The following is a 12,591-nucleotide window of genomic DNA, read 5'->3' as shown; positions in this document are numbered from 1 at the left end:
TGCCAGCACTATAGCGGATAAGGGCGCATCGCACGCCAAGCTCAAAACGGCGCCTCCAGCGTGCCGGAGGCGCTGCCGTCGTAGCCGGGCAGGGCGTCCAGCGCGGCGCGCAAGGCGCTGCTGGCCAGCGCCTTGCGCACCGCCGCCAGCAGCGGCGTATTCAACGCGCCGCGCTCGCAGGCGAGGAAGTAGCGTTCGCGGCAGACGGGGATGAAATCGAGGTCGAAGCGGCGCGCCGCGGTCTCGACGCCGAAGCTGACGTCGGCCATGCCGCTGGCCACGTAGGCGGCCACCGCCGCATGAGTAAACTCGGCGCTGTCGAAGCCGGCGATGGACGCCGGATCGAGGCCGCGCTCGGCCAGCAGCAGTTCCAGCAGCATGCGCGTGCCGGAACCGCGCTGGCGGTTCACGAAGCGCAGATCCGGACGCACCAGGTCGTCGATTCCGCGCACCCGCTTCGGGTTGCCCCTGGCGACGAACAGTCCCTGCTGGCGCACGGCGAGATGCAGGAAGGCGTGCCGTAGCGGGTCCAGCCACTGGCGGTGCGCGGCGGCCGCCGCCGCCTCGAACTGCCCCAGCGGTAAATGAAAACCGGCCAGGTCGCATTCGCCGTGCGCCAGGGCGGCCACGGCTTCGGTGCTGCCGCGGTACTTGATGTCCAATGCGATGCCTTGCCCGTTCAACTGCGCCACCAGCGCCGCCACCGCGAACCCGTGCGACGCGCTCAGGCGTAGCACCTGCGCATCGGCGGCCAGCACGCGCGCCAGTTCCTGCTGCAGTTCCGAGGCCAGGCTGTCCAGCAGCGGCGACAGTCTCGCGCTGATGCGGCGGTCGGCCCAGATCAGCTTGTCGGCCAGCGGCGACAGCTGCGTGCCCCGGCCGCGCACCTTGTGCACCAGCTGGGCGCCGAAGCGGTCGCCGAACTGCCGCAGCAAGCCCCAGGCATGGCGGTAGGACATGCCGCATTCCGTGGCCGCCGTGGCGATGCTACCGGTGCGGCTGAGCGCGCCCAGCAGCGCCAGCAGCGCGGGCAGGGGAATGGGCGTGCCGTGCGCATCGCGCAGGAACCAGTCGGGACGGATGTCGACCTTCAGCATATGCAAATCCATTCCTATTGAATCCATCATTTGCCGGTGCTACGCTGAATTTATAACATCAAAATACGGCCGCAAATACTGGCGTATATGTTCGAACGAACATGAAGGCAGCCCGGCGGCAGATGCCATGGGAGACACCATGCAGGCACCGCTTTCCCCGGCCGCGGCCGACACCGTCGCGGCCGCCGTCCTCGCCCGCCACGACGGCCGCCAGGACCAGTTGCTGCCGGCGCTGCACGCGCTGCAGGACGCCATCGGTTTCATTGCGCCGGCCCGGGTGCCGGCCATCGCGCGCCATTTCAACCTGTCGCGCGCCGAGGTGCATGGCGTGCTCACCTTCTACCACCATTTCCGGGCCGAAGCGCCCGCGCGCTGCAGGGTAACGCTGTGCCGCGCCGAGGCATGCCGCAGCATGGGCGCCGACCGCCTGCTGGCGCACGCGCAGCGCACGCTCGGCTGCGACCTGCACGGACGCAGCGCGGACGGCAGCGTGTCGCTCGACCCCGTGTATTGCCTGGGCCAGTGCGCCAACGCGCCCGCGATGACGCTCGACGATGCCGTGTTCGCCCGCGTGACGCCGGCGCGCTTCGATGCGCTGCTGGCGCACGCACTGGAGGCGGACCGGCCGGCGCCGACCCATCCCGGCGGCCCCAGCTTCCTGCCGGAGGCCGTATGAGCGTGCGCATCTACGTCCCCTGCGACTCGGCCGCGCTGGCGGTCGGCGCCGACGCCGTCGCCGCTGCCATCGTGCGCGAAGCGGCGCGGCGCGGCCTGGACATCGACCTCGTGCGCAACGGCACGCGCGGCCTGCTGTGGCTGGAGCCGCTGGTCGAAGTCGCCACGCCGGCGGGGCGCGCCGGCTTCGGCCCGGTCGACGCCGCCGACGTGGGCGCGCTGTTCGACGCCGGTTTCATCGACGGCGCGAACACGCACCCGCTCGCGCTCGGCCCGGTCGAGCGGATTCCCTACCTGGCGCGCCAGCAACGCGTCACCTTCGCCCGCATCGGCATTACCGATCCGCTGTCGCTGGACGACTACCGCGCCCACGGCGGCTTCGCCGGCTTGGAGAATGCGCTGGCGCTGCCGGCGGCGGACATCGTGGCGGCCGTGACCGCGTCCGGCCTGCGCGGGCGCGGCGGCGCGGCCTTTCCCACCGGCGTCAAGTGGAACACGGTGCTGCAGGCGCCGGGCGCCGACAAATACGTCGTCTGCAATGCCGACGAAGGCGATTCCGGCACCTTCGCCGACCGCATCGTGATGGAAAGCGACCCGTACATGCTGATCGAGGGCATGGCGATCGCCGCCCTGGCCGTGGGCGCCGCGCGCGGCTACCTCTACGTGCGCAGCGAATACCCGCACGCCATCGCGCAACTGCAGGCCGCCATCGGGCAGGCGCGCGCCGCCGGCTACCTGGGCGCCGACGTGCTCGGCAGCGGGCGCACGGTCGAGCTGGAAGTCAGGAAGGGCGCCGGCGCCTACATCTGCGGCGAGGAAACCGCGCTGCTGGAAAGCCTGGAAGGCAAACGCGGCATCGTGCGCAGCAAGCCGCCGCTGCCGGCACTGGCCGGCCTGTTCGGCCAGCCGACCGCGATCAACAACGTATTGTCCTTTGCCGCCGTGCCGCTCATCCTGGCCAAGGGCGCGGGGTACTATCGCGACTACGGCATGGGACGCTCGCGCGGGACGCTGCCGGTGCAACTGGCCGGCAACGTCAGGCGCGGCGGCCTGATCGAACTGGCCTTCGGCGCCACCCTGCGCGAGATCTTGTATGACTACGGCGGCGGCAGCGCCTCGGGCCGCCCGATCAAGGCGGTGCAGGTGGGCGGGCCGCTGGGCGCCTACCTGCCGGAATCGCAATGGGACACGCCGCTCGACTACGAAGCGTTCGCGGATCGATGGGCGGTGCTCGGCCACGGCGGCATCGTGGTGCACGACGACACGGCCGACATGGGCCGGCTGGCGCGCCATGCGATGGCCTTCTGCGCAGCGGAATCCTGCGGCAAGTGCACGCCCTGCCGCATCGGCGCCACGCGCGGCGTGGAAACCATCGACAAGATCCTCGACCCCGACGCGCCCGCGCCCCAACGCGAGCGGCAGGTGACGCTGCTGCGCGACCTGTGCGACACCATGCTGTACGGCTCGCTGTGCGCGATGGGCGGCATGACGCCGTATCCGGTGCTGTCGGCGCTGAACCACTTTCCGCAGGATTTTAGTCAGGCGGATATGCCCCGACCCGGGAGACTATGATGATCGAAACCATCCTCACACGCGACCTGGGCACGCCGCCACCCGCCGCCGGCGACATGGCCGTCGAGCTGGTCACGCTGGACATCGACGGCCATGCCGTCGGCGTCCCGGCCGGCACGTCGGTGATGCGCGCCGCCGCGCTGGCCGGCATCAACATCCCGAAATTGTGCGCCACCGACAGCCTGCAGCCGTTCGGCTCCTGCCGCCTGTGCCTGGTGGAGATCGACGGCCGCCGCGGCTATCCGGCCTCGTGCACCACGCCGGTAGAGCAGGGCATGACGGTGCGCACCCAGTCGCCCCGACTGCAGCAGCTGCGCCAGGGCGTGATGGAGCTTTATATCTCCGATCACCCGCTCGATTGCCTGACCTGTCCCGCCAACGGCGATTGCGAACTGCAGGACATGGCCGGCGTCACCGGCCTGCGCGAAGTGCGCTACGGCTACCAAGGTGCGCATCACCTCGATCTGGCCAAGGACGAGTCGAACCCGTATTTCAGCTTCGATTCCGCCAAGTGCATCGTCTGCAACCGCTGCGTGCGCGCCTGCGAGGAAACGCAGGGCACCTTCGCCCTGACGATTGCCGGGCGCGGCTTCGAGTCGCGCGTGGCCGCCGGGCAGAGCGAACCCTTCATGCAGTCCGAGTGCGTGTCCTGCGGCGCCTGCGTGCAGGCCTGCCCGACCGCGACCCTGCAGGAAAAGACGGTGATCCGGCTGGGGCAGGGCGAGCACAGCATCAACACGACCTGCGCCTACTGCGGCGTCGGCTGCTCGCTGAACGCCGAGATGAAGGGCAGCGAGGTGGTGCGCATGGTGCCGGCCAGGGACGGCAAGGCCAACGAAGGCCATGCGTGCGTCAAAGGGCGCTTCGCCTGGGGCTATGCCACCCACAAGGACCGCATATTAAAACCGATGATCCGGGCCAGGATCACCGATCCGTGGAGGGAAGTGAGCTGGGACGAGGCGCTCGACCACGCCGCGTCCGAGTTCAAGCGCATCCAGGCCGCACACGGCGTCGACGCCATCGGCGGCATCGTCTCCTCGCGCTGCACCAACGAGGAAGGCTACCTGGTGCAGAAACTGGTGCGCGCGGCGTTCGGCAACAACAACGTCGACACCTGCGCGCGCGTGTGCCACTCGCCCACCGGCTACGGCCTGAAGCAGACGCTGGGCGAATCGGCCGGCACCCAGAGCTTCAAGTCGGTCGAACGGTGCGACGTGGTGCTGGTAATCGGCGCCAACCCGACCGACGGCCATCCGGTATTCGCCTCGCGCCTGAAGAAGCGGCTGCGCCAGGGCGCGCGCCTGATCGTGATCGACCCGCGCCGCATCGACCTGGTCGAGACCGCGCACGTGCGTGCGGACGTCCACCTGCAGCTGCGGCCCGGCACCAACGTCGCCGTGCTGTCCGCGATGGCGCACGTGATCGTCACCGAGGGCTTGCTGGCGACGGACTTCATCGCCGCACGCTGCGAGGAGCGCGCGTTCGAACAATGGCGTGACTTCGCCGCGCGCCCCGACAATGCGCCCGAGGCGCTGGAAGCGGTTACCGGCGTGGCGGCGCCGCTGCTGCGCGCCGCCGCGCGCCTGTACGCCACCGGCGGCAACGCCGCCATCTATTACGGCCTGGGCGTGACCGAGCACGCCCAGGGTTCCACCGCCGTGATGGCGATCGCCAACCTCGCCATGGCGACCGGCAACGTGGGGCGCGAAGGCGTCGGCGTGAATCCGCTGCGCGGCCAGAACAACGTGCAGGGCTCGTGCGACATCGGCTCCTTCCCGCACGAATTGCCGGGCTACCGCCACGTGGCCGACGCCACCGTGCGCGGCGCCTTCGAACAGGCCTGGGGCGTACCCCTGCAGGCCGAGCCCGGCCTGCGCATCCCGAACATGTTCGAGGCCGCGCTGGATGGCAGCTTCCTCGGCCTGTACTGCCAGGGCGAGGACATCGTGCAGTCCGACCCCAACACCCGGCACGTGACGGCCGCGCTGCAGGCGATGGAATGCGTGGTGGTACAGGACATCTTTTTGAACGAGACGGCGAAATTCGCCCACGTACTGCTGCCCGGTTCCTCGTTCCTGGAAAAGGACGGCACCTTCACCAATGCCGAGCGGCGCATCTCGCGCGTGCGCAAGGTGATGGCGCCGCGCGCCGGCTACGCCGACTGGGAAGTGACGGTGCAGTTGTCGAAGCACCTGGGCTACCCGATGGACTACCGCCACCCGTCCGAGATCATGGACGAGATCGCGCGCCTGACACCCACCTTCGCCGGCGTCAGCTACGCGCGCCTGGATGCGCTGGGCAGCATCCAGTGGCCGTGCACCGCCGACGCGCCGGAAGGCACGCCGACCATGCACGTCGACGAATTCGTGCGCGGCAAGGGCCGCTTCATCATTACGCAATACGTCGGCACGTCGGAAAAGGTGACGCGAAAATATCCGCTGATCCTCACCACCGGCCGCATCCTGTCGCAGTACAACGTCGGCGCGCAGACGCGCCGTACCGACAACGTGCAGTGGCACGACGAGGACCGCCTGGAAATCCACCCGCACGACGCCCAGGAGCGCGGCATCGCCGACGGCGACTGGGTCGGCATCGCCAGCCGCGCCGGAGAAACGGTGCTGCGCGCACTGGTCACCGAGCGCATGCAGCCGGGCGTGGTCTACACCACCTTCCACTTTCCCGAGTCCGGGGCCAACGTGATCACCACCGAGAATTCCGACTGGGCGACGAACTGCCCCGAATACAAGGTGACGGCGGTGCAGGTGCTGCCGGTCAGCCAGCCGTCCGCGTGGCAGCAGGCATATCAACGCTTCAGCGCGGCGCAGGCGCGCCTGGCGGACGCGGGCGCCTGAGGGGAACGCGGACGATGAACATCGCGCACCTGGTTACGATGGCCAACCAGATCGGCAGCTTTTTCGCTTCGTTCCCGGACCGGGAAGAGGCGCAGGCCGGCATCGCCCAGCACCTGCAGCGCTACTGGGCGCCGCGCATGCGCGTGCGGCTCTACGACCATGTGGACGATGCGCACGGCGACGGGCTCGATCCGATCGTGCTGGAAGCCATCGCGGCGCACCGCCAGCGGCAGGATGCGGTGGCGGAGGGCACGTCGGTGCCGAAGGACGAGGATACGGGAGGGGATGCGGGCTGAGACGCCCGCCCGCCGGTGCGCCGCCGGAGAGCGGCGGCGTGTGTTTCAGGCCGCCACGCCCGCCTCGTGCGCCTGCTGGTCGGCGTGATACGACGAACGCACCATGGCGCCCACGGCCGCATGCACGAAGCCCATCTCGTACGCCTTCTGCTCGAACATTTTAAACGTGTCCGGGTGCACGTAGCGGCGCACCGGCAGGTGCGAGTTCGACGGCGCCAGGTACTGGCCGATGGTCAGCATGTCGATATCGTGCGCGCGCATATCGCGCATGACTTCCAGGATTTCCTCGTCGGTCTCGCCGAGACCCACCATCAGGCCGGACTTGGTGATCGCGTTCGGGTACTTGGCCTTGAAATCGCGCAGCAGCACCAGCGAGTGCTGGTAGTCGGCGCCCGGGCGCGCTTCCTTGTACAGGCGCGGCACGGTTTCCAGGTTGTGGTTCATCACGTCCGGCAAGCCGTCGGCAAAGATGTTCAAGGCCTTCTCTAAACGGCCGCGGAAGTCCGGCACCAGCACCTCGATCTTGGTGTTGGGCGACAATGCGCGCGTCTTGCTGATGCATTCGACGAAGTGGCCGGCGCCGCCGTCGCGCAGGTCGTCGCGGTCGACCGAGGTGATCACGACGTAGGACAGGCGCAGGTCGGCGATGGTCTTGGCCAGGTTGCCCGGCTCGTTGACGTCGAGCGGGTCCGGACGGCCGTGGCCGACGTCGCAGAACGGGCAGCGCCGGGTGCACTTGTCGCCCATGATCATGAAGGTGGCGGTGCCCTTGCCGAAGCATTCGCCGATGTTCGGGCAGCTGGCTTCCTCGCACACGGTCACCAGGTTGTTGGCGCGCAGGATCTCCTTGATCTCGTAGAAGCGCGACGAGGCCGTGGCCGCCTTGACCCGGATCCAGTCCGGCTTCTTGAGGCGCTCGTGCTGCTCGATCGGGACGATCTTGATCGGGATGCGCGACGTCTTGCTCGCGCCTTTTTGCTTGTCGCTGGCGTTGTAGACTGCTGCAGGTGTGTCCGCTACGGCGATGCCGGTATCGATTTCGGAAGTCATTTGGCTCATTGCCCCACAGGGGTGTCGGTTGGTTTGATCGTGTCGGCCGGCTCGTCCGCGGCCAGGTGCTTGACCAGCGCATGTGCCAGCGCCTGCTGGACCTCGGCCAGTGGCGCTTCCACGCCCATGGTGCGCATGTCGATCGTGGCGAGCCCGGCATACCCGCATGGGTTAATCCAGGTAAATGGAGACAGATCCATCGCCACGTTCAGCGAGACGCCGTGATAGGTGCAGCCGTTGCCGCGCACTTTCAAGCCGAGCGCGGCGATCTTGGCGCCGCGGCGCGCACCGTGCGCGATATAGATGCCGGGCGCGCCCGCGACGCGTTCGCCATCCAGATTATACGCCGCCAGCACATCGATGACCGCCTGCTCGATCTTGGTCACGAACTGGCGCGCATACAGCTTGCCGCCCGGCTTGTTGCGGCGCAGGTCCATCAACAGGTAGATCACGACCTGGCCCGGCCCGTGGTAGGTCACCTCGCCGCCGCGGTCGGTCTGCACCACCGGAATCGCGTGCGCGGGCACGCCGGGACCGCTCAGCAGGTGGCCGCGGTCGGCGCCCAGGCCCAGCGTGAACACCGGCGGATGCTCGACGATCCACAGCTCGTCGGGCATGTCCGGCGTGCGCGCATCGGTGAAGGCGCGCATCGCGGCGAACACGGTGTCGTAGTCGGCGCGGCCAAGCTCACGGATGATCGGGCCCCTGGCGGCAGGAGCGGCAGGTCGATTGGCTTGCATGGAGTGAGGGAAAATAGAGGCGGCAAATAGGCTGCTCCGACATTATAAGCCAGCCTCATGTCCCTTGTCCGCCGCCGGTTACCGGCGACGCCTTGCGGTCGCCGGCCTTACAACACCACCTTGACCATCGGATGGCCGGACAGCGCCGAGTACACGGCGTCGAGCTGTTCGCGGCTGGTGGCGCGCACGGTCGCCGTCAGGCCGGTATAGGTGCCCTTCGACGAGGGACGCACTTCCATCTTGCCTTTATGGAAAGTCGGATCGTGGGCGAGGATCACCTCGACGATGGTGTCGGCGAACGCGTCGTGCGTGGCGCCCATCACCTTGATCGGGAAATCGCTCGGGTATTCGATGAGGGAATCTTTGGGGTCCATGGCCGCTCCAGTAAAAATCGCATTGTAGCCAAACTAGCCGGGGTTCGCCGGAATGCACGAAGAGCACGATACGATCCAAATGTTGCTATATATCAAACATTTTTGAAGATGCATATAATGCACTTGTTGCGTTTATTGCGTTTATTTCTTATGATCGAGTTATCATGAGTTGATGCCCACCTGGCTCGGCGGCGACCAGGTCGCCGCCGAGCCAGGTAGCACAGTCCTTGTTTCCCGCAGTACTAAGAACCTATCCCAGTAGGGGCTCGGTCGTTGCTGACGCGCCTGGCAAGCGGGTGCTGCGTTGCTCGTCCTTGCATGGCTCGCCATGCGGCGTCCTCGCGCCTTGCCCGCGCTCGCCATGCATCGCCTACGCGCATGTCGCCAGCAACTTCCCTCTCCCTACTGGGATAGGTTCTAAGGAGAAAATAATGTCTGAAGTAAGAGACCGTCTGCACAGCAAAGAAGATGTCGAACTGGCAAAGGCAGCGCAACGCTGCATCGTCAGCGCCCTGGATCATTCGCGAGCGATCAACATCGCCATCCTGGAGGATGGCGTCGAGCGATTGGAGGATTCCCCTGTATTGAAATTGCCGCCAACAGTGCTGCGCTTGTTCGCAGACATGCTGGGTTCGCTTGCACAAGGGCATGCCATCACGATCATGCCCAAGGAGCTGTATGTTTCGACACAGGAAGCGGCCATGTTCCTGAATGTCTCCAGGCCCTACCTGATCCGGCTGCTGGAGGATGGAAAAATTCCCTATCACAAGGTTGGCACGCATCGCCGCATCAAATTCGAAGATGCCGTGGCTTACAAGGATCAAAGGCAAAAAGCATCGCGCGATGCACTGCAGGAATTGGCTGATCAGGCACAAGAGCTCGACATGGGGTATTAATGGCCGGGTACTATCGATATACGGCGGTGCTCGATGCATGTGTCCTGTATCCGGCACCGCTGCGTGACGTTCTCCTCAGTCTGGCATCGGCCGGGCTGTACGGCGCGCGCTGGACAGCCGCGATACAGGATGAGTGGATACGCAATCTGCATGCCAAACGCCCCGATCTGGACAAGGCCAGACTGTTACATACGGCAGCGCTGATGAGCAGTGCCATCGAGGACGCCGTCATCCAGCACTACGAATACCTCATTCCCACTTTGAACCTGCCGGATCCGGACGACCGGCATGTACTGGCCGCGGCAATCGTCGGCCACGCCGATGCGATCATCACCTTCAATCGCAAGGATTTTCCGGACGATAAGGTCGCCCGGCATGAGATCGACATCCTGCATCCCGATGATTTCCTGGTCGCGCAATACGACCTCGACCAGATCCGGATGCTCAGCGTTATCAAGGACTGCCGGACCAAGTTGAAGAAGCCGCCCAAGAGCGCCGACGAATACATTCTGACGCTCGAGCAGCAGGGCTTGCCGCAGATGTGCCAACTTCTGCGGCACGCGATCACCCTCATCTGAGGCGGCTGGCCCGCTGCAGGACCAATCGCATCTTGCTGATTCGCGCACGAGTCTGCGTTCCATGCGCCGACGACGTTGCCGCTATCCGATACCGGCTCAACGCTCCTGCTGCTGGCGCCCGCGCCCATCCACGTGCTGGCGCTGGCCGCCTTCGGCGCGCTGGGCCGGCGTCGGCGCCGCGGGTGCGGCCGGGCGTGGCGCCGCTGTCACCGGCGGCGGTGCCGGCATGGCGGCGCGCGCCGGTGCAGGTGCGGCGGCGGGCGCCGGCGCGGCGATCGCGGCCGGCGGCGCCGAGCGCGGCGCCGGCAGCCCGGCCGGGCGCTCCCAGCCGCGGTTGCCGCGTTCGGCACGCTCGCCGCGCTCGAAGCGCGGCTCGTTGCGCTGTTCGGCGCGTTCGGCACGCGCTTCCGGCGCGGCCTGCAGCGGCGCCGCCGCGGGCAGGGGCGCCGGCGCCGCCTGCGCACGGCGGTTGCGGCGCAGCTCTTCGAACTGTTCGCGGCGTTCGTCGCGCGACCAGCCCGGCGCCGGCAGCGGCGTCGGTACGGCAGGACCCGGGCCGGCGCTGGTCAGCGGCTGGTGCGGCGGTGGGCTGACGATGGTGCCGGGCTGCGGCGACTGCTGTGGCGGCGGACTGGCGATCGTGCCCGGCTGCGGCGACTGGCGCGGCGGCGGGCTGGTCACCGTCAAGCCCTGCGCCGCCGATCCGGTGAGCGTCAACCCCGGCGCGCGCCGTCCGGCGAAACCGTCGCGCTCGACGCCGTCGGTACCGATATGGCGGCGGTCGTCGCCGCGGCGGTCGATGCCGCTGCTGTCGATGCGGCCACTCTCGATACTCCAGCCGTCGACCCGGCGTCCCGCGCTGTCGCGGATATCGATACCGCTGCGCTCGTCGGGACGGCGCTCGACGCCGGCGCTCTCGATGCGGCGGCCGCTGCCGTCGCGGATGTCGATGCCGCGGCGGTCGTCACCGCGGCGGTCGTCACCGCGGCGGTCGTCGTCACGGCGGCCGTCGCCACGGTGCTCGAGCGCGCTGCGCTCGGCGGCGCCGGCGGCGGCCCGCTCGGCCAGGCCGCCCAGGGTGCCGTCGCGTCCCGGCCGACCGATGCCCCCGGGGCGGCCGGCACCCTCGCCGCGCGCCGGTCGTGCTTCGCGCTGCGGGCGGTTCGGCGCCGGCGGCGGCACGCCGGCAGGCACGTTCTGCGCCAGCGCCGGCGGCGCGGTCGAGATCGGCGCACGCGCGACGTTCACCCGGCCGGGCCGGCCGAAGCGGTCCTGCGGCACCACGGTCAAGCCCTGCGGGCGGTAGTCGCGGCCGCGGCGCGGATCGGGGTGCGCATCGGGACGCACCTGGCCGTTCAGCCAGCGCAAGCGATCGTCCGAAAGGCGGTAGCCCGGCACGAAGCGCTCGTGCGGCGACAGCGGATACCAGCCCAGGCCCGGGCCGTGGCTGCGGTCGCGGAAGGTCACGTTCCAGCCGGCGCCGCCGACCCAGCCGACCAGGGCCGGCGACCACACCGGATAGTCGCGGCGCACACCCGGAGGACGCCGTCCCGGCGCCCAGGCCCAGCGGCTGTTCACCTGCACCCAGCGCCCGTAGTGGAAGGGCGCGTAGCCCCAGGGGGCGTTGTCGACCCAGGTCCAGCCCCACGGATCGAGCCAGGTCCAGCTGCCGTCGCGGTATGGCACCCAGCCGGCCGCCACCGTCGGCGTCCACAGCGGGCCGTATTCGCTGTCGTCGCGCCAGCTGCCGTAGCGGTCCAGGTCTTCGTAGCCGGTCATCTCGGTGTCGACATAGCGCGCCGCCGCGGCGTTGCTTTCCAGCCGGTCGCGCTTGGCCGACCAGTCGTCGAAGGCGTCGGGGACGGCCGCCAGGGTGCGCACGTCGTCGTCGCCGATGTCGGCGCCCTTGCCGGCGCGCAGCGTCAACTGCGAACCGCCGCCGTCGACCACGGCCACGCCGTCGAACACGGCGACGCTGCTGGTGTCGCGCACGCGTTCGGCATCCACGCGCAGCAGCGCCGGCTGCTGCAGCAAGACGCGCGCCTGCGGCGTGGCCAGCTCGAAGCCGGCCACCAGGTCCGGATTCCTGACGCGCACGTTGGCGCTGCCGTAGTGCAGGCGCAGGCGCAGGGCGTTGTCGTCCAGCGCCACCACTTCCAGCGAGGAATCGCCGTCCAGGCGGATCGACGTCGAGCCGATGCGGATCTCGGTGCGGGCGCCGGCGGCGGTGCTGACGGTGTTGCCGCCGGTGACCGGCCAGTTGACCTGCGCGGTTTCCATCTCGGCGCCGACGTCGGCGCCGATGGCGACCTGCCCCTGGGTCAGCGCGATGCGGCCGACGCGCGCCGGCAGCTCGGCCGCCTGCGCCGGCGCGGCCGCCGCGGCCAGGGTGGACAGGACGGCCAGCGCCAGCGCCGCGGTTTTCAGGGTGGATCTGGACATGGGAGGTCTCCGCTCGGGT

At 68.6% G+C, this 12,591-nt stretch carries 11 protein-coding genes; 6 read left to right on the top strand and 5 right to left on the bottom strand.

The annotated features are described in order from the left end of the window. Nucleotides 1-41 precede the first annotated feature (41 nt). Nucleotides 42-1,109, bottom strand: a complete 1,068-nt coding sequence (locus HH212_RS08470) for a substrate-binding domain-containing protein (RefSeq protein ID WP_229217633.1) — start codon at nucleotides 1,107-1,109, stop codon at nucleotides 42-44. Between the two features lie 127 nt (nucleotides 1,110-1,236). Between HH212_RS08470 and HH212_RS08465 the strand changes: the two genes are divergently transcribed. From HH212_RS08465 to HH212_RS08450, 4 genes are read left to right on the top strand one after another with little or no spacing between them, the layout of a single operon-like run. Beyond that, nucleotides 1,237-1,773 carry an NAD(P)H-dependent oxidoreductase subunit E gene (locus tag HH212_RS08465; protein ID WP_169435004.1) on the top strand — a complete coding sequence of 179 codons (537 nt, stop codon included), beginning with the start codon at nucleotides 1,237-1,239 and terminating at the stop codon, nucleotides 1,771-1,773. Next, nucleotides 1,770-3,344, top strand: coding sequence for a formate dehydrogenase beta subunit (locus HH212_RS08460; RefSeq protein WP_169435003.1), 1,575 nt, complete (start codon nucleotides 1,770-1,772; stop codon nucleotides 3,342-3,344). The genes HH212_RS08465 and HH212_RS08460 overlap by 4 nt, the downstream gene beginning before the upstream one ends. Nucleotides 3,345-3,400: 56 nt before the next feature. Then, on the top strand, nucleotides 3,401-6,196 hold the full coding sequence (gene fdhF / locus HH212_RS08455) for a formate dehydrogenase subunit alpha (RefSeq protein ID WP_229217724.1): 2,796 nt from the start codon (nucleotides 3,401-3,403) through the stop codon (nucleotides 6,194-6,196). A gap of 14 nt (nucleotides 6,197-6,210) precedes the next feature. Then, complete coding sequence (locus HH212_RS08450; RefSeq protein ID WP_169435002.1) at nucleotides 6,211-6,492, top strand: formate dehydrogenase subunit delta; 282 nt, start codon at nucleotides 6,211-6,213, stop codon at nucleotides 6,490-6,492. A 45-nt stretch (nucleotides 6,493-6,537) separates the two neighbouring features. Here the strand turns inward: HH212_RS08450 and lipA are convergent, their stop codons facing one another. From lipA to HH212_RS08435, 3 genes are all read right to left on the bottom strand, one after another. Continuing rightward, nucleotides 6,538-7,542, bottom strand: coding sequence for a lipoyl synthase (gene lipA / locus HH212_RS08445; RefSeq protein WP_169435001.1), 1,005 nt, complete (start codon nucleotides 7,540-7,542; stop codon nucleotides 6,538-6,540). A gap of 5 nt (nucleotides 7,543-7,547) precedes the next feature. After that, nucleotides 7,548-8,282, bottom strand: coding sequence for a lipoyl(octanoyl) transferase LipB (lipB, locus tag HH212_RS08440; RefSeq protein ID WP_169435000.1), 735 nt, complete (start codon nucleotides 8,280-8,282; stop codon nucleotides 7,548-7,550). A gap of 107 nt (nucleotides 8,283-8,389) precedes the next feature. Next, nucleotides 8,390-8,656, bottom strand: coding sequence for a DUF493 family protein (locus tag HH212_RS08435; RefSeq protein ID WP_169434999.1), 267 nt, complete (start codon nucleotides 8,654-8,656; stop codon nucleotides 8,390-8,392). A 431-nt stretch (nucleotides 8,657-9,087) separates the two neighbouring features. On the opposite strand from HH212_RS08435, the gene HH212_RS08430 reads away from it, so the two are divergent. Next, entirely contained in the window at nucleotides 9,088-9,552 is a 465-nt protein-coding gene (locus HH212_RS08430) for a helix-turn-helix domain-containing protein (RefSeq protein ID WP_169434998.1), read from the top strand. Next, on the top strand, nucleotides 9,552-10,130 hold the full coding sequence (locus tag HH212_RS08425) for a PIN domain-containing protein (protein WP_169434997.1): 579 nt from the start codon (nucleotides 9,552-9,554) through the stop codon (nucleotides 10,128-10,130). Before HH212_RS08430 ends, HH212_RS08425 begins: the two co-directional genes overlap by 1 nt. A 96-nt stretch (nucleotides 10,131-10,226) precedes the next feature. On the opposite strand, the gene HH212_RS08420 is transcribed toward HH212_RS08425, so the two are convergent. Next, complete coding sequence (locus HH212_RS08420) at nucleotides 10,227-12,572, bottom strand: DUF6600 domain-containing protein (protein ID WP_169434996.1); 2,346 nt, start codon at nucleotides 12,570-12,572, stop codon at nucleotides 10,227-10,229. Between the last annotated feature and the right edge of the window lie 19 nt (nucleotides 12,573-12,591).

Origin of the sequence: Massilia forsythiae, assembly GCF_012849555.1 — a bacterium.
Lineage (GTDB): Bacteria > Pseudomonadota > Gammaproteobacteria > Burkholderiales > Burkholderiaceae_D > Telluria > Telluria forsythiae.
Note: the sequence above shows the minus strand (reverse complement) of the source record. Positions and strands in the feature narration are given on the sequence as shown.